Origin of the sequence: Bacillus sp. T2.9-1 (genome assembly GCF_950097965.1) — a bacterium.
In the GTDB taxonomy this organism is placed as follows: Bacteria; Bacillota; Bacilli; order Bacillales; family Cytobacillaceae; genus Niallia; species Niallia hominis.
In genome coordinates this window covers 1-21,989 of record NZ_CATNHG010000095.1, presented here as the reverse complement: position 1 = coordinate 21,989, position 21,989 = coordinate 1, and the positions used below count along the sequence as shown (strand labels likewise).

General features: G+C 33.8%; 28 protein-coding genes and 1 pseudogene. 25 read left to right on the top strand and 4 right to left on the bottom strand.

Features of this window, described 5'->3' with window-relative positions; all coding sequences use genetic code 11:
* The 19 genes and pseudogenes from QQZ16_RS12845 to QQZ16_RS12755 all read left to right on the top strand — a co-directional run bounded on the left by QQZ16_RS12845 (position 1) and on the right by QQZ16_RS12755 (position 11,312).
* Complete coding sequence (locus QQZ16_RS12845) at positions 1 to 354, top strand: hypothetical protein (protein WP_116354771.1); 354 nt, start codon at positions 1 to 3, stop codon at positions 352 to 354.
* A 31-nt stretch (positions 355 to 385) separates the two neighbouring features.
* Positions 386 to 1,267, top strand: coding sequence for a M23 family metallopeptidase (locus tag QQZ16_RS12840; RefSeq protein WP_116354772.1), 882 nt, complete (start codon positions 386 to 388; stop codon positions 1,265 to 1,267).
* Between the two features lie 108 nt (positions 1,268 to 1,375).
* The gene (locus QQZ16_RS12835) at positions 1,376 to 2,641 is read left to right on the top strand and encodes a hypothetical protein (protein ID WP_284561392.1); all 1,266 of its coding nucleotides are present in this window, start codon (positions 1,376 to 1,378) and stop codon (positions 2,639 to 2,641) included.
* Positions 2,642 to 2,718: 77 nt separating this feature from the next.
* A complete protein-coding gene (locus QQZ16_RS12830; protein WP_116354774.1) occupies positions 2,719 to 3,192 on the top strand; it encodes a DMP19 family protein in 474 nt (157 codons plus the stop codon).
* A gap of 115 nt (positions 3,193 to 3,307) precedes the next feature.
* Positions 3,308 to 3,640 (top strand): hypothetical protein, encoded by a 333-nt coding sequence (locus QQZ16_RS12825; protein WP_284561391.1) that lies wholly within the window; start codon positions 3,308 to 3,310, stop codon positions 3,638 to 3,640.
* The gene (locus tag QQZ16_RS12820) at positions 3,637 to 4,209 is read left to right on the top strand and encodes a hypothetical protein (protein ID WP_116354776.1); all 573 of its coding nucleotides are present in this window, start codon (positions 3,637 to 3,639) and stop codon (positions 4,207 to 4,209) included. The genes QQZ16_RS12825 and QQZ16_RS12820 overlap by 4 nt, the downstream gene beginning before the upstream one ends.
* A gap of 37 nt (positions 4,210 to 4,246) precedes the next feature.
* Positions 4,247 to 4,738, top strand: coding sequence for a hypothetical protein (locus tag QQZ16_RS12815; RefSeq protein ID WP_116354777.1), 492 nt, complete (start codon positions 4,247 to 4,249; stop codon positions 4,736 to 4,738).
* A gap of 19 nt (positions 4,739 to 4,757) precedes the next feature.
* Complete coding sequence (locus tag QQZ16_RS12810; protein WP_116354778.1) at positions 4,758 to 5,192, top strand: DUF4279 domain-containing protein; 435 nt, start codon at positions 4,758 to 4,760, stop codon at positions 5,190 to 5,192.
* 101 nt (positions 5,193 to 5,293) lie between these two features.
* A complete protein-coding gene (locus QQZ16_RS12805) occupies positions 5,294 to 5,704 on the top strand; it encodes a DUF4275 family protein (RefSeq protein ID WP_284561390.1) in 411 nt (136 codons plus the stop codon).
* A 35-nt stretch (positions 5,705 to 5,739) separates the two neighbouring features.
* Positions 5,740 to 6,555, top strand: coding sequence for a hypothetical protein (locus QQZ16_RS12800; protein ID WP_284561389.1), 816 nt, complete (start codon positions 5,740 to 5,742; stop codon positions 6,553 to 6,555).
* Positions 6,556 to 6,786: 231 nt separating this feature from the next.
* A complete protein-coding gene (locus QQZ16_RS12795; RefSeq protein WP_284561388.1) occupies positions 6,787 to 7,401 on the top strand; it encodes a hypothetical protein in 615 nt (204 codons plus the stop codon).
* 106 nt (positions 7,402 to 7,507) lie between these two features.
* A complete protein-coding gene (locus QQZ16_RS12790) occupies positions 7,508 to 7,792 on the top strand; it encodes a hypothetical protein (protein WP_284561387.1) in 285 nt (94 codons plus the stop codon).
* A 100-nt stretch (positions 7,793 to 7,892) separates the two neighbouring features.
* Positions 7,893 to 8,282, top strand: a complete 390-nt coding sequence (locus tag QQZ16_RS12785; protein ID WP_284561386.1) for a hypothetical protein — start codon at positions 7,893 to 7,895, stop codon at positions 8,280 to 8,282.
* A gap of 84 nt (positions 8,283 to 8,366) precedes the next feature.
* Positions 8,367 to 8,855: a hypothetical protein gene (locus QQZ16_RS12780; RefSeq protein ID WP_116353936.1), complete on the top strand. Its 489-nt coding sequence runs from the start codon at positions 8,367 to 8,369 to the stop codon at positions 8,853 to 8,855.
* Between the two features lie 183 nt (positions 8,856 to 9,038).
* Positions 9,039 to 9,295: pseudogene (locus QQZ16_RS12775) on the top strand (CPCC family cysteine-rich protein).
* Between the two features lie 70 nt (positions 9,296 to 9,365).
* Positions 9,366 to 9,908, top strand: a complete 543-nt coding sequence (locus QQZ16_RS12770; protein WP_284561385.1) for an SF0329 family protein — start codon at positions 9,366 to 9,368, stop codon at positions 9,906 to 9,908.
* A 113-nt stretch (positions 9,909 to 10,021) separates the two neighbouring features.
* Positions 10,022 to 10,288 carry a hypothetical protein gene (locus QQZ16_RS12765; protein ID WP_284561384.1) on the top strand — a complete coding sequence of 89 codons (267 nt, stop codon included), beginning with the start codon at positions 10,022 to 10,024 and terminating at the stop codon, positions 10,286 to 10,288.
* Positions 10,289 to 10,333: 45 nt separating this feature from the next.
* Positions 10,334 to 10,780 (top strand): WapI family immunity protein, encoded by a 447-nt coding sequence (locus tag QQZ16_RS12760; RefSeq protein ID WP_284561383.1) that lies wholly within the window; start codon positions 10,334 to 10,336, stop codon positions 10,778 to 10,780.
* Between the two features lie 100 nt (positions 10,781 to 10,880).
* Positions 10,881 to 11,312, top strand: coding sequence for a DUF4304 domain-containing protein (locus QQZ16_RS12755; RefSeq protein ID WP_189655310.1), 432 nt, complete (start codon positions 10,881 to 10,883; stop codon positions 11,310 to 11,312).
* 796 nt (positions 11,313 to 12,108) lie between these two features.
* Here QQZ16_RS12755 and QQZ16_RS12750 read toward each other — a convergent pair.
* The 3 genes from QQZ16_RS12750 to QQZ16_RS12740 form a co-directional block, all read right to left on the bottom strand.
* A complete protein-coding gene (locus tag QQZ16_RS12750; protein ID WP_099354670.1) occupies positions 12,109 to 12,330 on the bottom strand; it encodes a hypothetical protein in 222 nt (73 codons plus the stop codon).
* 24 nt (positions 12,331 to 12,354) lie between these two features.
* Entirely contained in the window at positions 12,355 to 13,044 is a 690-nt protein-coding gene (locus QQZ16_RS12745; protein WP_284561382.1) for a GAP family protein, read from the bottom strand.
* Positions 13,045 to 13,598: 554 nt separating this feature from the next.
* On the bottom strand, positions 13,599 to 13,958 hold the full coding sequence (locus QQZ16_RS12740; protein WP_284561381.1) for a winged helix-turn-helix transcriptional regulator: 360 nt from the start codon (positions 13,956 to 13,958) through the stop codon (positions 13,599 to 13,601).
* Positions 13,959 to 14,167: 209 nt separating this feature from the next.
* Here QQZ16_RS12740 and QQZ16_RS12735 point away from each other — a divergent pair, with 209 nt between their 5' ends.
* The 4 genes from QQZ16_RS12735 to QQZ16_RS12720 all read left to right on the top strand — a co-directional run bounded on the left by QQZ16_RS12735 (position 14,168) and on the right by QQZ16_RS12720 (position 19,166).
* Positions 14,168 to 15,187, top strand: a complete 1,020-nt coding sequence (locus QQZ16_RS12735; RefSeq protein ID WP_235252588.1) for a zinc-binding alcohol dehydrogenase family protein — start codon at positions 14,168 to 14,170, stop codon at positions 15,185 to 15,187.
* Between the two features lie 589 nt (positions 15,188 to 15,776).
* Positions 15,777 to 16,007: a hypothetical protein gene (locus QQZ16_RS12730; protein WP_251628836.1), complete on the top strand. Its 231-nt coding sequence runs from the start codon at positions 15,777 to 15,779 to the stop codon at positions 16,005 to 16,007.
* Between the two features lie 70 nt (positions 16,008 to 16,077).
* Positions 16,078 to 16,746, top strand: coding sequence for an ABC transporter ATP-binding protein (locus QQZ16_RS12725; protein WP_109769206.1), 669 nt, complete (start codon positions 16,078 to 16,080; stop codon positions 16,744 to 16,746).
* Entirely contained in the window at positions 16,743 to 19,166 is a 2,424-nt protein-coding gene (locus tag QQZ16_RS12720; protein ID WP_109769207.1) for an ABC transporter permease, read from the top strand. Before QQZ16_RS12725 ends, QQZ16_RS12720 begins: the two co-directional genes overlap by 4 nt.
* A 456-nt stretch (positions 19,167 to 19,622) precedes the next feature.
* Here the strand turns inward: QQZ16_RS12720 and QQZ16_RS12715 are convergent, their stop codons facing one another.
* Positions 19,623 to 20,468: an SDR family NAD(P)-dependent oxidoreductase gene (locus QQZ16_RS12715; RefSeq protein ID WP_268817954.1), complete on the bottom strand. Its 846-nt coding sequence runs from the start codon at positions 20,466 to 20,468 to the stop codon at positions 19,623 to 19,625.
* Between the two features lie 154 nt (positions 20,469 to 20,622).
* Here QQZ16_RS12715 and QQZ16_RS12710 point away from each other — a divergent pair, with 154 nt between their 5' ends.
* Together QQZ16_RS12710 and QQZ16_RS12705 are read left to right on the top strand one after the other, a co-directional pair.
* Complete coding sequence (locus tag QQZ16_RS12710; protein WP_109769209.1) at positions 20,623 to 21,168, top strand: TetR/AcrR family transcriptional regulator; 546 nt, start codon at positions 20,623 to 20,625, stop codon at positions 21,166 to 21,168.
* A gap of 66 nt (positions 21,169 to 21,234) precedes the next feature.
* Positions 21,235 to 21,810 carry a helix-turn-helix transcriptional regulator gene (locus QQZ16_RS12705; RefSeq protein WP_109769210.1) on the top strand — a complete coding sequence of 192 codons (576 nt, stop codon included), beginning with the start codon at positions 21,235 to 21,237 and terminating at the stop codon, positions 21,808 to 21,810.
* Positions 21,811 to 21,989: the final 179 nt, after the last annotated feature.

Below are 21,989 nucleotides of genomic sequence, written 5' to 3'. Positions count from 1 at the left end.
TTGAACTGTTGTTGTGATAGTGGAGAAACAAATGATTTAAAAATAGAAGGAGATGTTGGGGCAGATCCAATTTGGTGTAATAGGTGCGGTGGCAATCTCGACTTAGAAGATGTTCCGATTTCAGATAGATTAGCAGAGGAATTGTTGTCTTGGGCAACAAAGTATGGAGAATGGATTGATTGGGATTCAGATAAATTGCTTCCTAATGGGATTGAACTGGAAGATAAATTTAATCAAATGGGATTCGTATTAACGGAAAAGGTGAAACAAGAAATTGGCGGTAAATATAAAATAAAATTCATATCATCTACCAGTGCGAAATCTTATGCAAACAGGAAAAACGGTTTTAGATAGAGTGAGGACAATAGGATATGAGGTGATATTTATGAAAGAGGGAAAAGAAAAAAGGATTATTCCTGACGAATTTGGAAAAAGTTTTTTGAATGGAGAGTTTTCCACTATATATCAACAAACCTCTAAGGATTTTAAACAGTTGGTCATATTGGAGCAATTCATAGAGTTAGGAGAGTCTTTTAATCTTGAAGTTAAGCAGTATAACTTAGAAATGAGTAACCGTTTAGGTAAACATATTGAGCAATTTTTATGGTTAGACAATGAGAGGGAAAAGGCAATTAGTGTAGCATTTGATGAAGATTACACCATTCAAAGTCTGCTTCTTGCTCCATTTGTTTCTTATCCAGAAAGTGATAACCGATACACTGAGAATACTTATATCATGCCAATAAAAGAAGAATGGTTTGTTTTTTGGGGAGGAACAAATCAATTTATTAATTACCATTATGTTTATGAAACTCAAAGATACGCATATGATTTGGTCATTATGAAAGATGGTCAATCCTATCGTGATGCACCTACTAAGAATGAAAACTATTATGCTTTCAATAAAGAAATAGTCGCTCCGTTTGATGGCGAGGTGGTAAAAGTAATAGAAGGTGTGAAGGACAATGTGCCAGGTGAAATGGATGAAAGTCAGCCAGAAGGAAATTGTGTTGTGATTAGACATCCAAATAATGAATACAGCATGCTTGCCCATTTAAAACAAAACTCGATTCTTGTTAAGGTTGGAGATCATGTACAACAGGGGCAAGTGATTGGATTATGTGGAAACTCTGGAAATTCCTCAGAGCCTCATTTGCACTTTCAAGTCATGGATTCGTTTGATTATTATACTGGTAAATCTATTCGTATCCAACTTGAAGGTAGTTCTGAACCAATCCAAGGAGAAGTAGTTAGACCATATAATTAATCTATTTAGTATAAGAACTTTCTAATTTTCCTAAAAGTATAGTAGAGCTATAGTTATTGATGCGGTATCTGAATGTTTCAAAATAAGTTGCAAGTGAGGTCATAGCGAATGGATTTAAGAATACAAGAATTAGTTGAGTTTACGCAGAAAAAGTTCGGACTAAGTAACTATTATTTACATGAACAACAGTTTTATCGGAGTGTAGATATCTTCAATGAGACAATTTATACATTGTCCATGGAGTGGTTCCCCAATGATGCTGTACAAGATGATGATGGACTAAATCCAGAGGGGACAGTAAGTTTTGAAATCAACTTGAAAAGTCTTAAATTTGAACGTATTTTTGCAAAAGGTAAGCCTTATGCAGAAGACGGGATTACATTTAGCAATCTTAATAAGGAAGCCGTTATAAAATGGGTTGAGTGTGAAACAGGATTATCGTATGGGGAACAATTCCAATGGGTAAGAGAAGATGAAGGGGAACTTAACTTTATGTCGTGTTTTGATGGTGTTGCCGTTTCACCTCCTGGATATATTGACATCAAGTTTAACGAAGAAGGGAAGCTCACTATGTTTTCAATGCATGGTGAATTTCCTTCAAAAGAGCTGATTAAGAAAGAAAAATATACTCTTTCTCTTGATCGATTAGAAGATTTGGGAAAGGAACAATTGAAGTTGATTGAATATCCTTCCTATGAACAGAAAAAATTATACCCTATATATGCATTGGAAGAGATTTTTGTTACAAATGATGGGACAACAACGATTCCGTTTGAGGTTTTTGCAGATGAAAATTATTTTTTGAATATCGATCAAACAATTTATTGGGATGAACCAATGAATCAACCGTTTGAACGGAAAGAAATCAAATGGATTGAAGATCTTACAGCAGAACAAGCATTTTCATGTGAGCCATCTCCTGATTCATTCCCCATTACAGAGATAGAACAAGAGAAATGTATGATAGCAGTTAAAAACCTTTTACGGCGGGAATATCCAAGTGAATCAGGGAATTGGGTAATAAAACACTGTTATCGTGATAAAGGGTATATTCTACTTACATTGAAAGCGAATATTCAGGATGTTCGTGTATTTCAGCGGAAAATAAAGGTCTTCATAGATCCAAAAAGTTTTCAAGTTGTAAATTACATGGATAGTAAACCGATGTTGGAGACCTTTAATGACTTTCAAGCACCTGACAAGGTAACAATCACAAAAGAAGAAGCCTATGAAAAACTTAAAGATTTGTTTGAGTTAAAATCTTACTATGTGTATGACTTTAAACAAAAACAATACGTTTTATGCGGGAAATTAGATTGCAAGTATGGGGTGAATGCATCAAACGGGGAAGTGATAGCGTTAGATGATTTGTAGCTTGATTGACGGTGATACGTATTTAACAGAAAGAATTGTTGTCTTGGGCAACAAAGTATGGAAAGGTGCCCCCAAATATGGATAAGAAGCCTAAATTAAAAAGATCAGACTTATTAAATAAAGATGATATTTGGAACGCCGTTAGTGATGTGCTACTTGAATCTGCCTATCAATTAGAAAATAAAGTAGCTTATGAAGCATTTACTGTTCTTCAATACTATTCCGAAATGGAAAGTGGAGGTCATGAAAGTTTTTTAAGATGGAATTCAGACCATGTAGAAGGAGTAGGAATCACTCGTTATTTGGAAGAACTGATCGGTGTTCTTGATAAAATAGATGCACATGAGTATGTACTGATTGAGAGAAAGTATGGAAAAGAAATGTGGGACTTGTACGTTGCCTTAGAAAATGACGAGATTGACGAAAAGGAATTTTATAGCGTTATCGAAAAAGCAGACAATGAATACTATCATCTCAATGAAAAACTGAGAGAATTATTAGAAACGTATTTCGTAAAGATTCACACTGACTTAATTGAAATAATAGAGTAGTAGATATATGGGGCATTGTAAAGTGTTTGTGTGTTTGTGTAAGTGATAGGAATGTTTGTAGAGCTGACGATAAAAGACAGTTTGAAAATATTGAGTGAGAGGAAGGAGGCTTCCAATGAACAACTCATTAGTATTAAGCCTACATCGGGCTTTAATCGGTGCAATTCCTGAAAATTTGAGAGGATTAAAAGTAATTTTAACAAATAATCGGCTGTTATGGCAGGCCTTTTTCGATCATGAGCCAACAGAGGATGAAAAGGAAGTGTTAAGTGTTGCTTGCACTGAAGTGTTATCTGATTTCCCTAACATTAATGAGGTTCAAGAGGAATACATCTTCCATCCAACACCATTAACTGTTAATACAATACACAAATGGGCATTTGTTAGATGGGAGCCTGAAACAGAACAAAAGAAATCAACGCATCAAAATAGGAGAAAAAATAAATGAAGTATGCAGACTATATTAACCCTGAAATATGGACTGGTGGATTTTATGAACTTTCAATTGAGTATCATCCATCAGGTGATCATAAAAAGCTAAATGATGCTCTGGACTCATTATACCAATGTGATTTTTTTAATGGAATGTGGGTAGAAAAAAGTGATTATCAAACGTCTCCTGTTCCTCTTCCTATAAATATTGAAGAGGAGAGTGTTCATTTATTTTATGGAACCATAACTCTAACAGCAAGTAATCAGTTACCTTGTGTGATTAGCATAATTAGGGTTCATGGTGAGTCTGATTGGTTAGATATTTCAATTCCACAAGCTATACTTGAAGAAAAATTTCCATATAGATATCCTCTTACAAAAGAGTTAAACCCTTGGCTAAGTAAGGTTGTTGAGCTGTATGCAAAGTTGGTTGAAACTATTTTTGAAAGTTCTCCTTTTACTATAGCAATCATTGGTGAAGAGATTTCAGGAGCGGATATACCCGAAATTAATCTGGAACATGTAACGATCATTACACATTCTCAATTGGAAACAAAACTTGGAATCAATAGAAAAAATGATTAAATGATGTGTTTGATTTATTCAAAAGGGGAGTGATTCATTGAATTATTGGAGAATAACAAAATATGATCCATTAAAAAGGAATGCTGATGGAAGTTATCTTGACCATGAAGAATGGACTTGTTTTTCAGAAGTTGGGACAAAGATAAGCATGGAGGAGTATGAGGCTACGGAGGAAAAGTACATAAATACTATCACGACATTTATGACGGAAATGGGTTTGAATAGAGTTTATGTAATTGCCTTAGAGCAAAGGTCTGACGAGATCAAACATCAAAAGGCGAATGAATTTCTATCAAAGATTTGGATAGGAAAAGCGGTGACTGCACAGGAAGTCCGAGAGTTAGTCAAGTTGACATTACGGAATGCCATTTGGTGTAAATTAGGCTATAAGAAGAAATTCTTTGTTCACTTTGGATACGATTATTATATGTACATTGGGGCGAGTGAAGACTGTACGGAAGCTATAGAGGTTGTTAAGGAAACGGGATTATTTGTCGAGGACTTCAAATCTCCTTACATAACGAATTAATAAAAAGTGGAGGATATTGATGGAGAAAACGCAAGTGATGGTGTATTTTAGTTTGTTTGCAGATGAATTTTCATTAGATGCTGTAACAAAACAATTGGATATAGTACCAACTGAAAGTTATAAAAAAGGTGACATCATAAAGAAAATATCTCCTACAGAAAATCATGTAAGAGGTTATACCCGTTGGAAGCTAAGTACAGGTTATCAAGAATCATTGGACGTTGGTGATCAGTTAAATTTAATTATCAATCAAATCGGGGGTAAGGCATCAATCATCAATGATTTAAAAAGGCGGTTCGGATTAGAATGTAGATTCACCATTGTCATCATAATGAACAACGGTTATACACCTGGTTTATATTTAGATGAATCTCTAATTGCATTTGCCAATAGCATTAATGCTGATTTTGATATTGATTTATACGCCAATCCCTACGATGAAATAGATGAATAGGTGAGGAAAGGACAAAAATAAGCGGTCTTTACCTTATAAGATGGATCAACAATGAATTTAATAAAGTTAAAGGAGAAGTAGGTGTCTTATTGGAAAATCGTATGGACTTAGTATCATTGCTTAGAAGCAAAAAAGTAAAGGTGACTGAAATAGACAAATGGGGAACATTTTTGAGGAAACGATGGGAAAACAATTTTGCCAATCATCTCAGCGATCAAGAAAAGAAATCTATTTATCTTTATGACTTTTTGTGGCACATATTTAGTTATGAGAAAAAGAATTGCTTAAAAGTAGAACAAGCCGACATAGCGTTTAACAAAAAGTCAAAGAAGTCCTGTTACGTTTTCTATCAACATTCTGATGATGCATTTATTCTTGAAAATGCTTCATTTTTAAATGCAAATGATTTCCTAAATGAAGCAGATGTGTACGTGGTAGATAAGGAATTCAACTGGACTTATGTAAAAACGCACGAAACGGGTTGGTGTGGGCCGTACTTTTGCCAAGAATAGTATGAATTGAGGTGTTCCATATAGAACTTTTAGAGTTGTACTACAAGAAATATACAGGTACAGTACAGGCATCAGATTATGTAGGATGGGCAAATTCTTATTTGTATTTGGATTTTCTCGAAATTAAGAAATTAGCCAGTATGAAAGGGAAATTAAATATATTTGAAATTGAAAAGATGTTTGTCGATGCAATAAATAGTATTCAAAGAGAAGCACCTTCTAAAGAACAATGTGTAGACTACCATTTAAAATGCCTACATTCACAATTATTAATGCCCAAAAAGAATGCTGTGTCAATTGTGAAAGAGATTTATGCTTGTACAATTGCAAACGATTTATTCGAAGAACAGATGAATTGGCAGGAGATCAGTGATGCCATAGATGACTTTCAGTACGGAGATAACGATTACGGCTATACCCTGGATAAGATCTATGAAATGATTGTTGCTCATGCACGTAATCTATGGCATACAAAAATAAGTAAGATCACGTTTAAGGAACTGATTGGACAGAAAGTTACCGCCATTGATTCAGAAGTTCATTTCATTATTAGGTTGGAAAAAGGGGCAATAATTATTGAATGTCCTTGGCGAATTCGGGATACAGGAGGAATATTGTTAGGAGAAACAGATATTCAATCTAACCAAAGTGAATGGAAATCGGTCAAAGAGCTATTGGTTGGTAAAAAAATTGAAGATATTCAGTTATTCGAACAGTGTCCACTTCTAATCGTACAATGTGATAATGTCTTTGTAGATGTCTTCCATGCCAGTTCCTTTTTTGACGGTTGGACTTTAACAGACGAAGGGGATTTCTATATATTTTCCATGCATGGTGGAAGTATTGCATAAATGGATTTGACGAATGGCACAAAAAAATTACCTTCACTGATGGTCAAAGCAACATGTACACAACGATTGTGAATTATTAAAATGTGTTGGATTTTATTAGAATCGCTTTTAAACAAATGGAAGCAAGTGTTGAAGAATATTGGGCTGTCTTGAATTGCTCTTTTTGAATGAGTAGCGTTGGCCAGTAATTTTTTGAAAATGCAAATATCGTATTTTAAGAAGGTGATAATAGTGGCTACTGTTTATATTTCAAGCATAAGCGGTCTTAATAAGTATGATGATAGATATGAAATTATAGGTGAACCTAAATACATATATCATATTGAAGTAAAAGAAATTGAGAAGCTGTTAATTGATTATCTACATGAAATAAATAGGTTTCCAATCCACTTAACTATAACTACCTATAACGATTATGATGAATTTGAAACATTATTGAAAAGGTTAGGCCAAGAGTATGAAGTAAATTCATTAGCTGATGTAGCATATGTTTCAACAGAAGATAGTGAAATGCTTAAATACCACGTTCCCCTATTTAAAGTGAAAATAACGGATGCAGTTGCCTTTGAATCGATCATTAGTACCTCTTTCTGGATGGCAGAATCGAATTGCACATTTATCCTTTCCTGTTCTGATAATGTAAGTATTATAAATAAGTTGGGGAAAGACTGGAAAGGTAAAGAGACCGAATACTCTACGATTTTAATAGATATGACTAAAGAATCAACGTCAATAGCGATTACCCATGATGCATATGGTTTTTTGCTATTTTCAGATTTAGAGGAAAACAAGTCCATTGAAACGATTGCACAGCGACTTCCCAATTATAACTATTGTAATAGGTAAGTGAGGTTTTATGGATTAGTTTAAGTAAATATGCAATTTATAAAAATGATTATCGTTGATGCTCGTTTCTGTCTCATTTGCAAAACAGAAAGGTAATTTATAATAGATGAAAAAGACAATTTTGCATGCAGTTATATTTTCGATTATTATTCATGTACTAATCCTTGGATTTACGATAATTAAAGGATACTTGCTGACAATATCTCATATTCCAAGCGACATAAATACTTATGATAATGTTCATATGCTCCAAAATGAGGTTGCGTTTGGTATTGTTTATAATTCAGGAGGTGCAGTGCTTTTAATTTTGTCATTTTTAGCGGGCATTGTTTGTTTTATGATAGGCAAATTTGTATTTGTAAGGTTAAGAGCTAAAGGATTGAAACAGTGATTCAATGAAAATATAATGGAGACACTCTTTCACTAAGGTCGTAGTTTAGTTGAAGAATAATTATTTAGATATCACAATTTAAAAACAAGGGGGGAGTTCATTGAAACGAGTTGGATTTATTTCGGCTATTGTAATTGTTATTTTGGTTGTTTTCATATTTGTAAATAAATTATACTATCCTTCTCTTCCAATTAATAATTTATCAGCTAAAGAGACGATTGAAAAATTGGAAAACTCCGATAGTAAAGTAGTAGAAATTGCAGTAGAAGGCGATACGATTTGGTATATTACCAGAACAGATAATCAAGGTGTTTTGATCGCTGATGAAAATATTAAACAAATGATCGGTTCTAAGGGATGGGAATTTAAAGAAAAAGATGGTAGTGGTCTGTTCTTTGAAAAAGAGGGAGAAAGATTAATTGCTACTACCCAAATGTGGAGTAAAAAATATGTTCTTGTTAAAGTTCAAAGTAAATTTAAAAAAATTTAGACCTTACTAAGCAAACGGAGGAATGTCGCATTTTTTCATAGAACAGGTTAGTTGAAGAGTGATTACGATAAAGGATGGGAGAATTTGAAGAAGAAAATTTGGTTTTCAGTTCTAATTTTAGTAATAGTTATTGGTGGTCTTTATTCCTTAGTAAAATTCAACCCGCCTATAGAAATTGGTACACTTGCTTCAAGTGAAGATAAAAAATCGGTTGTTGTCGGAATTGGTAATAAAGGGTTTCTCGAAGTGAAGAATTTAGACGTTTCAGTTAATAACAATGAAAAACCATCAAAATTAAAAGTACAAAAAAGTGATGCTGTACAAGGTTTCATTATAACGGATGATTTTGAAAATCAAGAATCAGAAAAATATGGATTTAAGAATATAGGGGATATTGTTCTTAAAAAAGGTACAGCCCCTTCTTCGTACTTTAATAAATTAGATGATGGTACTGCCACTAAGGATGATGAAATTTATGGTGTTAGTGTTATTCATCATGAGGCAATATTTAAGGTTGATATAAGATATAGCTATTTGGGGATTTCATTTAATGAAACGGTATTCTTCAACTAACAAAGAATACTAAATCTATTATCCTATAATTGAAAAAAGTCCTTTGTTCTTAGAAAACTCAGAACAGGTGATTAGATCAAAAGAAATGCTCCAATCCTTTTGGAATAAGAAAAGTGCCTTCTCTTATTGAAAAATACATATACAGAAATGGAATAAAAGTGATTCTTATACTGAGGTGATTAAGTGAAATATACTTGTCCTTGTTGCGGTTATAAAACATTAGATGAAAAACCACCTGGAACATATGCTATATGCAATATCTGGAAGATGACGGGATTCAGTATGATGATGTTGATTATGAGGGTGGTGCAAATACTCCATCATTAAGGCAGGCACAAAGAAACTACATCTTATTTGGAGCTTGCGAGGAGAAGTGTATGGAGTTTGTCAGAAAACCTAACGAAAAGGATGAAAAAGATTCAGAATGGCAACCGTTATAGTTTATTAAGGCATCAAATGTATTACACAATAAAAGGGAACGATTAAATAAAATAATCAGGAGATGGTTAATTGTTATATCAGCCTAAGTGGAGTAAAGCCAAGAAACATTTAAAAAGTTTTATCTGTGAGCCTTTGCGTACAAGGGTGGATTTTCAAGTCATTAATTATAGAAAAGCACATGATGGGTTAGGTCGGGCTGTCATTACTGTTGATAAAGTTGAGCAATTAAGTATGTGTACAATTACAGCAGAAAGAGAAGAGTATTATAGAGAAAGAGATATCAGAAGGAATCTGAATGATTTTGATTATGATGATGTAGCAAAAAATAGATTCATACAAGATCAAGCCCACACACAATTGAAAAAAGAAGGTATCTTTGCTCAATACGACTTCTTTTCTTCATTAGAGGAATATTTCAACTCTTCCATTGAAGAATCCCTAAAGTCATATGATATCCTAATTAAAATACTCTGTTTGTTAGACCGTAGAGTAGGAAAAAGAACATTGCATAATATGGAAGTGTCTATTTTAGGAGAACATGAATTAGTTAGATATTTTTATGAATTACGTTGTCAGGCAGAAAACATGCATATTGCTTCCGATTGTTCTTAGGCGGTTAGCTTTTCCCTACTATGTCTGCTTCTGTTAAAATTTAGTGTTTAGTTATTTTATCCTTATTATAATGCAATGCATGATACAGAAAAGTATTGAGAATTTTGAGCTATATGACTGTTCAGCAAACAGTGGTGATTATTATGATTATTGAAATTGATGGTTACTTTCAACAAGTTCTACTTACGGGTAAAAAGTGTTCAAAACAACAATTGGAGCAAATGTATCTCAAAGCCAAAGAATTGAACTTTGAGCAAAGGGATTTTTCTGACGTATTTTGCAAAATTTACAACTTTGAACAAATACCTTATTCAGAGGCTATTAAGGTGGACTTTGTTATAGATACTGATACCGATAGAATTTACTCGCCTACATATTAATAACAGTAAGCTAACTATCTACCTAATTGAAATGAGATGAAAAGTGTGAATGAGTTTGTCATTAAAGGTAAAGAGGGCTTTATACGAATTGAGTTAAAAGAAGTATTTGGCTTTCCCGATTTGACAAGTAATTTTGGTGGCTATGATGTTCAAGGAAGAATAGAAATTAAGAGTGGGAATTATTACGTTAATGGTGAACTGTGGTTTACTACTGGTGAAATCTATGAGTTCCACGAACAATTAGCAAGTTGTTATCGTGAATTGAGCGGTGTTGCTACGTTTTGGACTTCCGAAACTAACCTGAAAATTGAAATTAAATTTGATAAATTAGGTCAAATCACCATAGACGGTTATTTTCAGGAAAAAGCATATCAAGAGAACAAATTGAAATTCGAAATTGAAAGCGATCAAAGTTTTTTTGAAGAAACCATTAAAGAGTTAAAGAAAATTGTGGATTATTATGGGGATTTAAAAGGTGTTAAGAATAAGTAATTTCTTTATATTTTCTACGAGTGCGAATGTTCAATAGAATAGTGGTTCTTTTAGACGATGAAGAAGGATTATGAATAAACTAAAGGTAAGGGGAAATATTGTGGCATCGAATGAAAGAAAAATGATGGATAATGCCCTGAAAAAAGTTGTTATACCTGTATTAAGAAATCAAGGGTTTAAAGGCTCATTTCCTCACTTTAGACGTGAAAATGAAGATAATATTGATTTAATTACTTTCCAATTTAACAAATGGGGCGGTTCATTTGTAGTGGAATTAGCAATTTGTCCAATTAAAGGTGTAACGATGTCTTGGGGAGAACAAGTCCCGCTTAATAAAGTTACTGCCCATCATATAAACAGACGGTATAGGTTAGGGGCTAAATCAGAAGATGAAGATGGAATCTGGTTTAATTTTGAAAATGTAAAAACAGAAGAAGATTTTGAAAAGGTTGCATCGAATGTTTTAGATTTATTAAATACATCTGACCGTTCATGGATTTCAAAGTTACTTAACCAACAGAAACATTCTTGAAATAAGGGCTAACAAACGAAATGATTTCTTCCTTAAACCTTATCCCTACTATGTCTCAAACTAAAATTACCGCTTCTTACACAATAAAACCGTTCCTTAACTAAAAAGACCGTTCCTAAATCCGAAGGTTTCCTGATCCGATTCAGGCAGACCTTCGGTCTTTTTATGCCCGAAAAAAGGCGGGGGAAAGAGCGAGAAAGAGCATGAGAAAAAGCATGAAGAAAAGCATGAGAAGACAAGTAACTACAGGGTTTCGCAACAAAAAAGAAGAAGAAAAGGCATGAGCAAACGTGTGAAAGAAAGCGGGAAAAACCGCTCCCTCCAACCTTAAATCTTACCTCTATTCTGGAACGTTATTATTCTTTCGGATTCAGTGAAAAATCGTTACACAAATGAGGAAAAAGGGTGAAAAAAGCGGGAACGTTATTATTCTTTAACGAGATTGGGGAAAGGTGAGAAAAGGGTGTGAGGGCATGTGTGGCAAGGGTTTGAGGGGGATTGGGGGAAGATGGAGCGGGGGAACGTTATTATTCGATGGGGACAACAATTATCTCCATGCTAAAAAGTTGATTTCCACGCTAAAAAGTCGGTACCTACTGCTAAATAGTTGGTATCCAGAGCGGGAAGACCAGCGGGTAAACAAATATGTATTCAATCTTGATTCTATCCTAAAATCAATCAAAATTCGGGGGGGGGTCCAGTTTGACTTCGTCCCTTTTCTTTTGTAAAAGGCAAAGTAAAGGGAAAACAGCGGAAGTGGTGAGAATTCCTCCGCTGTAGTGTAAATTTGTACATTTTAGTTTTCACTTTTAGTAGAGTCGTCTTTTTTACGAGATGCTAAACCTATGACCCCGCCAACTATAATAAATACAATGTTTAAAATGATTTCAAATCCTTGAAAGGCATCAACATAATTAACTAAAAACCAGCTTTTACCTCCATTTGTTAGATGATTAATTAGCCCTCCTACTCCTTGGATAAGGAATAGTAAACTAAGTCCACTAATAATTTCTTTCATGATGAACACCTCATTAAAATTTTTTTAATTTAATATGCCTCTAAGACCGATGTTGAAAAAAACTGCACCTACTACTCCTATCGCTACTAAGAGTGAAGAAATTGGAGCTTCATTTAATTTTGACCTGATTTTATTTAGAAATTGATGTAGTTTGTCTTTAAGCACAATATTAACTCCTAAAAGCAGTAGTGAAGGAAGCACCATTACAAGATTGTACCCAGTTATAATTAAGATAGAAGGAGTAGTCTCTATTGCTAGGTGATCCATTAATAAAATTGAATAAAAGTAAGGCAATGCAGTTACAAATTCAATTAGAAAAACAATGCTTCCTAATATGATCATCCCTTTGATAGTTGTGTTTGTGGGTATAATTGAAATTAAACGTTTTTTTGTAGTATCTTTTGGTTTACTGAAGCTAATTAGAACAAGAACCATTCCAAAAAGGATATAAAACCAATTGATAAAGTCAATTTCAGATAATTGTTCGATTCTCGTCAATAGTGATTCTCCACCAAAGTATAGTAATAAACCCATTACAAAGTAGCCTAATTGCGTAATAGATAGAAAAACAAGCAAGCGAGAAGAAAATTGATTAGGTTGTGTCAATAATAAATAGGCTGTTACAGCGAGTACACCAGGACTTAATATGTCAACTAAGGCACAAATGGAAATAATTATTAAGGCTGTTGATATGTCTATTAATGAAGATGGCATCATTGCTAAATAGTTGGTATCCAGAGTGGAAGGAAGAGTGACGAAATAAGAGCAGGCGAACAATATGTACTCAATCAATAATCAATCGTAAAATCAATGCGAATCAAGGCTGGATCCAATACGGGTCCAGTCTTTTCTATTTTGTTCAATATCCCCTCAATCCCTTGTTCAATAGCGTGTTCAGTTGTTATTCATATCGTTTTCTGTACAGTTCGATAGAACACGGGATAGAAGAAAGAAAGTGCTGAGGAAAGATGTTTTTCAAGTCTTTTTTTTCATGTTTTTTTCTTATTTCTGTTCCCGTTCAGGGAACATCTATTTAACATTGTCCGAATATTCGATACAAGCCAGAACGGAAAAAAGAGGGCGAAAATGGGGGTTTTGGGGAAGAACTATATAACAGAAGGAAGAGTAGCGGAAGGAAGAGAAAAGAAGGAAAGGGCTTAGAGCCGCAAGGGTTTGAGGGGAGTGAGGGGGAGAGGGAGGCGGGGAAGGACTTTTTAGCAGGGGAATACAAGGTTTTTAATTTTTAACAAAATAAAGTTTCTTTAAAATTATTTTAGCTCGCGTTTATTTTCTTTTAAAAATTCTTTATAATTTTCTCCCCATTCATTCATTAGAGAAATAATTGGTTCTAGAGTTCTCCCAAACTCAGTCAATGAGTATTCAACTTTAGGGGGGATTTCAGGATAAACTTGGCGATGGACAATACCATCTTCCTCGAGTTCTTTTAATTGGAGAGATAACATTCGTTTAGTAATACCGGGCATTAATCTACTGAATTCATTAAATCGCTTCGTTCCATCTAATAAATAAAATAGAATGACGCCTTTCCATTTACCTCCGATTACATCAAGAGTTCCTTCAACCGGACAGCCTTCGGGGCATCCATACCCTTTCTTTCGATTTCTCATCCGTACTCATACCTTTCTCATTTCTTCTTAGTCTTTAATTCTTAATTAGTAACATAGTTAATATCAGATTACAAGAATGTTAGTACACACTCTTTTCCTTCCATTCCTAATAGGTAACATGGTTGATACCAGATTACAAGAATGTGCGTACTTACCCTTAGCATATTTCTTTTTTATAATAAACATGAATAAAAAAGGAGGGCATTTAAATGAAGGCAGTTGGATTATACAAATATTTACCGATTGAAAGGGAAGAAAGTTTGGTAGATGTTCAATTGGAAAAACCTACACCAACCAAAAGAGATATACTTGTTAAAATTAAAGCTATTTCAATTAATCCGGTCGATGTAAAGGTTCGAGCTCCAAAAGATAAAGAAGAAAAAGAACCAAGGATTTTAGGTTGGGATGCAAGTGGAGTGGTGGAAGAAATCGGATCAGATTGTACAATATTTAAGCCTGGGGATGAAGTCTTTTATTCTGGTGACCTAACACGATCAGGGACTTATAGCGAATATCAATTAGTTGATGAAAGAATTGTTGGATTAAAGCCAAAGTCTTTGAATTTTGCTCAATCAGCTGCGTTACCATTGACATCGATAACAGCATGGGAAAGTTTATTTGATCGATTAATGATAGATATAAATAACCACAAAGAAAATCAATCTAAGAGCATTCTTATTATTGGTGGAGCAGGTGGAGTTGGCTCAATAGCGATTCAATTAGCTAAATTGGCTGGTTTACAAGTGATTGCCACAGCTTCTAGACAGGAGAGTAAGCAACGGGTGAATAAATTAGGTGCTGATTATATCATTAACCATCACGAAAACTTTCGAAATCAACTACAAGAACATGATATAAAAGGCGTTGAATATATTCTATGTTTGAACGAAACAGAGCAGCATTGGCAAAACATGGCCAATATTATTTTCCCGCAAGGAAGTATTTGTTCGATTGTAGAAATGGAAAATCCTATCGACCTTACTGCTTTAAAAAATAAAAGTGTAACGTTTGCTTGGGAATTTATGTTTACAAGATCCATGTATCAAACTACAGACATGATCAAGCAACATGAACTTTTATCCAAACTAAGTAAACTAATAGATGAAGGGAAAGTAACAACAACCCTAACTGAAACACTTAGACCAATTAATGCCGAAACTTTACGTAAAGCACATAAAATAGTAGAAACGGGAAGTATGATTGGCAAAATAGTAGTAGAGAATGAGTAAATGCCTAATGAGACTGTCGTGTACAATAAATTGATTGTCTAAAAAGCAGGCTGTTTAGATGTTTCGAAAAAATCAGGCAATTTATCTATAGGTATAAGAATCTTCAAGAAATCTAATGGTGTATCCATATGGATTAACTGATCATAAAATATCGTTATTAAAAGTGCAGGTTATGACACTGTAAAACATGTCTTCAATGCTAGTAATAATAAATTTTACAGAAAGATGGAATTCATTGGCAGTGAAGATTTAAAGTAATAGCGCTTTATATCTTTTCTACCAAGATGTATCAGAAATAGAGTCTATTGCTTAAGCATTTAGTAGTGAAAAAAGATTTGAATTTAAATAAGATAGATTAGTGTGAATTTTTTGAAAAAATAGTTTACGTGCAATGTATTATTTAGTATACTTTAATTGTAAAATATTGGAGGTGGAATTCGAATGAATATAATGAAAAGATTAACGGTTGGTGGATTGGCAATAAGGTATATCTCTAGGAATAGGTTTATCTAACGTATCTGCAGCAATACCAACTGAAGCAAAGATTAGTGGTCCGAAAAATGAAATTATAATTGGTTCTTCTGCTACAATGACTAAAACTATTTCTTGGGGTGGGGGTAACGGAATTTATAATGTAAAGTACCATGATGGTATTACTACTCGATTTACAGATCCTGCTGCTAATTATTATAGTACAACTAGATCATCTACATATCATCTAGGTTCCTTAAGTACCGACAAATGGAACCTTACACTAACTGTTTCATCCGCTGGGGGTGGAACTGCACGTGCAACAGGAACAGTAACACTAAGAAAATAAATGTAAATTCTATGGCACCCTAGTCAACTGACTAGGGTGATTGTAATTAATCAATTTAAGGAGGAACGTCATGATTGATATAAAGTATTTACAAAAGTCATTTTCTGAATCCAATTCCATAATAGAAAATGTATCCTTGTCTATTGAAGAGGGACAGTGGTATACGATCGTAGGCCCTTCGGGTACAGGAAAGTCTACTTTACTTAAATGTATTTCAGGACTTTTAAAGCCTGATAAAGGCGAGGTCTTATATGAGAGAACTAATATTTATCACATGAATGAAAATGCGAGAAGCGAGTATAGAAAAAAAAATATTGGTTTTATATTTCAGGACTTCAAACTTTTGCCCCACTACTCTGTTATTGATAATGTCATGTTACCTCTTATTTATGATTATCCGAAAAAGGAACTATATATTAGAGCGAAAAAATTACTTGAGAGTGTGGGAATTAATAATTCTTTGTTTGCTAGACTGCCAGAATCTTTATCAGGAGGGGAAAAGCAAAGAGTGGGGATTGCTAGAGCTTTAATGGCTAATCCAAAGGTACTGATATGTGATGAACCGACTGGGAACTTAGATATTGAAAATAGAGATAACATTCTGCGCATTCTGATTGAATGCAAAAATAAAGGACAAACGATTATTATTGTAACCCATGATGAGGAAGTTGCGAAACTTGGTGATAAGACCTATAAATTATACAAAGGTAATTTGAAGGAAAACGAGGTATTTGTATGATACGTTTTGCTTGGGTTCGTATTTTAAGCAGAAAGTTGATCTCCATTACCATTTTATTAGCATTTATTGGTTTATATACACTTATTCCATTAGGTTTTCAGAGCACAAAAGAAATTAAGTTAGCAGTTAATCATTCCGTAGAAGAATACGGACGAGGTACATATGACATCCTAGTACGACCAAGTTCTACAAGAACAGATGTTGAAAAAAAATTAGGAATGATTGAAGAGAATTATATCGGTGATGGGGGAGGTGGTATTTCTATTTCTGATTGGGAACAGATTAAAAGAAACCCAGACATAGAATTGGCCGCTCCAGTAGCATCTCTAGGGTATTTTAGTGGTAAAAGGATGTCTATTGAACTTCCAGTATTAAAGGAACCAACAAGATTTTCTTGGCAATTTTATACCTCGGATGGGATTCATAAATATCCTATTGATCAGAAAGAGGAGTTATATTATTTTGATGGTTCGGTTCCAGGAAACATACAATATATTGACGCTTCGTATCCAAATTCATTAACAGGTGTAGCAATGACAGTCCTAATGCCTTTTAATTATTATCTATTAGCTGCTATTGATGTTGAGAGCGAAAGTAAGTTAACTGGAATTGACTATTCTGAATTAGATAAAGAGATTAATGATATTGAATTTAAAGAAGTTCGGGAAAGTTTAGGAAATCCACCCGTTATCAAAGTTATACAGCGGCATGATATAAATATTCCATTATATATGACTGTGAAGACAGATAGGATAGATGTAGATCTCGGAGAATATCAGGAGAAATTAGGCCTGATGAAAGATGACTCACTATTAATGGGCTATGAAAAACCTGAAAAAATGGAGCAAGTAATTAATGAACTATCTAAAGCTAAAGTGCTTGATAATAGAGAATATAATTTAGATTTATCTAAATTCCAAAAACCGTTTGAGGGGACAGCTGTAAAGATTGGGGAGGATTTCAGTATAAGTGAGACTGATCGCTTTATGTCTGACCAAGATACCTCGATTTATTACATAGCATCAAAAATCAACTATAAAATAAATGAAAATAATCTAGAAGTGCCCATACTTGAAGATGGACCTCCCCCAATATATAAAACAGTAAATAAAAAGGGGATAAGTGCCTATCAAAGTCAAAAGGTGCCCTTTATTATTGAACAAGTGGGAGAATTTTCACCTAATAAGGATACTAACCAGTTAGCTTCAAGCCCATTAGGTATATATTCTACCACAGAGTCAAAAAGCTTAGACGGTAAAGTGGTACAATCTACAATCTTTCCTGGAAGCTTTATTCCTACACCAGCGAGCGGGATAACAACCCTGGAAGCTGCTGAAATGGTAAAAGGTCAAAAACCGATTGATGCAATAAGGATCAAAGTGGCCGGGATAAATAAATATAACGTGGATGCTCAAGAGAAAATTGAACAAGTTGCAATAGACCTACTAAAATCTGGTTATGAAGTGGATATTGTTGCTGGTTCCTCTTTTAAACAAATGAGATTAGATGTTGAAGGTTTAGGCCAGATACTGGAGCCTTGGACAACTCTAGGGGTAGCACAAGAGCTGAGTGAAAATTGGAATCACATGTCCGTGATTTCTTTCATATTATTTTCTCTTTTTGGGTTTCTTTGGTTATATTCAAGAGTAACTTTTGAAAAAAAAGCCTTATATAAGGAAGATGAGTTACTATATCTATTAGGGTGGAAAAGGAAATTTATTTTTCTACGGAACTGTCTTGAACAATTTATTATTATTACTATTGGGTATGTAGTTAGCATTATTTTATTTACTCTATTCAAACAAGATGCATTCCCTTATTTACTCTCTTCATTATTATGGTTCCTAACCGTGGTCATGGTATGTTTATTATTTTTAAGAAATGGATCAGGGAATAAAACTAGGATAATGGAATATAAGAAAGTTCCAGCAATTATTCATTATAAAGAGTTTATATTACCAACCATTTTGGTTTTGTTCATTTCGATTATACTACTGATTATTCAGATATCTAACTTAGGATATTCCATTGAAAAAGCTAAGGAAACAACACTAGGTCAATTTACAATGGATGAAACATTAATCATACAAATTTCCATTATAGTGATAACCGTACTGCTTTCTTACCTAGCAGTTAGTGAGAGTATTACAGCACTCCTTCAATACCGAGCGAAGGAATTTTCTATGTACCATATTATTGGGTGGACTAAAGGTCGTATATTGATTCATTTCTCTAAAGAAATCTCTCTCTGGTCAGGAGTCCCAATTGTTTTAGGGGTTCTTTTAGGAAGTTTGATTTTATTTGGAATGAATGTTTCATACAGTTGGATTTTTATTAGTATATTAATCTCTATAGGTATTTTATCAATTGCAATCGTCGTGACTACCATTACAAAATTAAAACCGTTTAGCAAGGGATAGCCTTGAATTAGTTTTTTTACCAATTTGTATCAAATAAATTGTGTTTCGGATTCAAAACATAATTAACTTCACTCTTACAGTGACACTCAAGGAAAATGGAATGCTGAGTGTTGTGGATAAATTAAGCTAGCAATTATGAGTTTTGATACTATTGGTCGATATCTGAACTAGAGTTAAGGATAAAATACACTTCATCTTTTATTAGATGAGGTGTATTTTGTACAATCAAATATTCAGCAATAATTAAAAAGATAATACAAGGAAAATCACTCTTTGTCGATGAGATTCATATTAGATTACAAGACATGAAGAGGAGGACTATTAATCAAAATGAAGGAAAAACATATTTGAGTATATCAGTAGAGTAAAATTTATTCATATGAGATTATAAACTATAATCAAACTTTATTCGAAACACCCCCTAAATATCCTGCAAACCTTCTTTTTATTATCTCTCTACTCCTCACTATTCAAGAATTCCCTCACATAAATCCTGTGTACTCCCTCTAAAATAAGGGAACTATATTCAGAAAATTTAACCTTCGTGCTTTTCCCTTTAATAATAAAGTCCCCAGAAACTGCTCCAGTCTTATCCATTGCGGCATCGTAGAGTAAAGCAGCCCCTTTTGTGGGTGGGGAAAAGAAAAACTTCATCAATGGTTTTATATAAAAGGGGATACCTGATTTTTTTTCTTTCCGCAACGTATTGTTACTCCCGGGGTCTACACTTAGAAACCGGAATCCATTGGCACTCTCCCTTTTTGCTATTTCTTTTGTCCATAAAGATAAAGCTAGCTTTGCTGTCGCATAGGGACCGAATAACTTTTTAAAGGAAGATGGGTTTTCCAATGTATCTGGATCAAACTGTTTCACTCGAAGGATGACAGCGGGAGATGTATTAACAATTGTCTTATCTTCTCCCATTTCAAATAAAGGGGATAGTTCTTTAAAAATAATATAAGGCACTACTGTCTGAAGTTCATAATGTAGTTCGCGATTTTGCTTAGAAAATAACAACGAAGGAAAGCTGCCGCCAGCGTTATTGAAAAGGAAATCTATTTTCTTCTCCGTTGCTTTTATTTCTTCCAGCGCTTTTTTTAGACTGTTAAAATCAGATAAATCTGCTTTATAAATTCGTAACTGTCCTGTAGTAATTTTTGATTGAATAAAGTTGTCGTCCTTTGAAAAAGAAGAACGTATTAATGCAATAACTTGACTCCCTTCTGCTAGCATTTTTTTGGTTAACTGTAGACCAATCCCATTATTGGCTCCAGTAATGATTACTATTTTTCCTGTTTCCAAAATAATTCCCTCCGATATTAAATAATTTTATAAATGAGCAATTGACACTTAAGTTACATTTGTCACTTAGTTTGAAAGAATTGTATAATAAATTTAAGCAAAGAAAAAGTAAATAATTTTTTTATGTGACACAGGAAAGGAAATTGGTGCATAAATGGATAAACGGGTCGAAAGAACACAAAAATTATTGCTGCAAAGTTTAATGATGTTTAATCTTAAGAATAAAAACTTTTATGAGCTTTCCATCCGAGATTTATGCGAGGAAGCTGGAATTGCAAGGCAAACTTTTTACAGAAATTATTTAGTGAAAGAAGACATCATTATAAGACAGATATCCAATGTCATGAGTGATTTTAGGTCGGTTTTAAAGCAGCAATCTTTTAACGCTTCAGGCTTTATTCAACTACTAATTCAATTTTGGAAACAAAATCAAGAGACATTTGCATTAATTGAATGGGCTGGCATTAGTAATGAATTTATTCGCCAGTTAGCTAATTTTAATAAGCTTGTAATGGAGCAACATAAAGCATTTGGTAAAAATAGTGATTATATTGCAAACTATTATGCAGGCGCTACTTATATGTTTTTAAAGACATTTATGGAAAAGGATGATTTTAGCAAAGAGGCTTATGCCAAAGGAGCGGCGGTTTATAATCAGTTAACTAACCAATGTAAAGGTTTGTTTGAACCACTTAATTAGGTATGGAGTTAAGCTCATAACACAGGAAAATAATAATTTCCATAATAGGATAAATGGAGGATTAAAATGAATAGAGAAATAGATGATTCAAAACAGGTAGTTATTCAAGTTGGAGCAGTGCTTAAAAAATTGCGTAAAGAAAGACAGTTGAGTCTCGAAAATTTATCTGAGATATCAGGTGTAAGTAAGCTGACGCTGGGGAATATTGAGCGGGGAGAAACTAATCCAACAATTGGGGTTTTGTGGAAGATTTCGAAAAGTTTATCGATCCCTCTTATGGCGTTATTTTCCTCAGGAAGCAGTGTAAATGTATCGCGAGCTGGGAGCGGGTTAAGAATTTTTGGAGATGATGGCAATTGGGCAGTGGAGCCAATTTTTCAAAATCCAAATCCAAATAATGAGATAGAAATGTGTCGAGCATATTTACAACCGCATAGTTCCTATTATCCGGAAAGGCATCACCCCAATACGACTGAACTTGCTACTGTGATGGCAGGAACGATAACCATTAATGTAAATAAAGAGTCATATATCTTAAATGAATATGATTCTATTAGTTTTGATGCAAATGAAACACATTCTTATATAAATGAGACGAACGATGTTGTAGTTCTCCATATATTATTAAAATACGGAGTCTAATCATTTCCCTCTATTATCGGTGTTTGTCAACATAGTTGTCGCATTTAGTTACTTTAGTGTTGTGTTCAGTCAAGGCTACCGCGCTACGCTTGCTGGCCTGATGATTTGAATGGAAAGGAAATCCATTCTTTCCATTCAAATCATCAGGGAATAAAGTGTATTAAGGCGGACTCAACGTT

Excerpts from the sequence above, each read along its gene's own strand:
- QQZ16_RS12765 (WP_284561384.1), top strand. The coding sequence starts at position 10,022 with ATGACTGTTCAGCAAACAGTGGTGATTATTATGATTATTGAAATTGAT.
- QQZ16_RS12825 (WP_284561391.1), top strand. The coding sequence starts at position 3,308 with ATGAACAACTCATTAGTATTAAGCCTACATCGGGCTTTAATCGGTGCA.
- QQZ16_RS12820 (WP_116354776.1), top strand. The coding sequence starts at position 3,637 with ATGAAGTATGCAGACTATATTAACCCTGAAATATGGACTGGTGGATTT.
- QQZ16_RS12705 (WP_109769210.1), top strand. The coding sequence starts at position 21,235 with ATGAATAGAGAAATAGATGATTCAAAACAGGTAGTTATTCAAGTTGGA.
- QQZ16_RS12725 (WP_109769206.1), top strand. The coding sequence starts at position 16,078 with ATGATTGATATAAAGTATTTACAAAAGTCATTTTCTGAATCCAATTCC.
- QQZ16_RS12835 (WP_284561392.1), top strand. The coding sequence starts at position 1,376 with ATGGATTTAAGAATACAAGAATTAGTTGAGTTTACGCAGAAAAAGTTC.
- QQZ16_RS12750 (WP_099354670.1), bottom strand. The coding sequence starts at position 12,330 with ATGAAAGAAATTATTAGTGGACTTAGTTTACTATTCCTTATCCAAGGA.
- QQZ16_RS12745 (WP_284561382.1), bottom strand. The coding sequence starts at position 13,044 with ATGCCATCTTCATTAATAGACATATCAACAGCCTTAATAATTATTTCC.
- QQZ16_RS12730 (WP_251628836.1), top strand. The coding sequence starts at position 15,777 with ATGACTAAAACTATTTCTTGGGGTGGGGGTAACGGAATTTATAATGTA.
- QQZ16_RS12720 (WP_109769207.1), top strand. The coding sequence starts at position 16,743 with ATGATACGTTTTGCTTGGGTTCGTATTTTAAGCAGAAAGTTGATCTCC.
- QQZ16_RS12840 (WP_116354772.1), top strand. The coding sequence starts at position 386 with ATGAAAGAGGGAAAAGAAAAAAGGATTATTCCTGACGAATTTGGAAAA.
- QQZ16_RS12810 (WP_116354778.1), top strand. The coding sequence starts at position 4,758 with ATGGAGAAAACGCAAGTGATGGTGTATTTTAGTTTGTTTGCAGATGAA.
- QQZ16_RS12710 (WP_109769209.1), top strand. The coding sequence starts at position 20,623 with ATGGATAAACGGGTCGAAAGAACACAAAAATTATTGCTGCAAAGTTTA.
- QQZ16_RS12740 (WP_284561381.1), bottom strand. The coding sequence starts at position 13,958 with ATGAGAAATCGAAAGAAAGGGTATGGATGCCCCGAAGGCTGTCCGGTT.
- QQZ16_RS12805 (WP_284561390.1), top strand. The coding sequence starts at position 5,294 with ATGGACTTAGTATCATTGCTTAGAAGCAAAAAAGTAAAGGTGACTGAA.
- QQZ16_RS12830 (WP_116354774.1), top strand. The coding sequence starts at position 2,719 with ATGGATAAGAAGCCTAAATTAAAAAGATCAGACTTATTAAATAAAGAT.
- QQZ16_RS12790 (WP_284561387.1), top strand. The coding sequence starts at position 7,508 with ATGAAAAAGACAATTTTGCATGCAGTTATATTTTCGATTATTATTCAT.
- QQZ16_RS12735 (WP_235252588.1), top strand. The coding sequence starts at position 14,168 with ATGAAGGCAGTTGGATTATACAAATATTTACCGATTGAAAGGGAAGAA.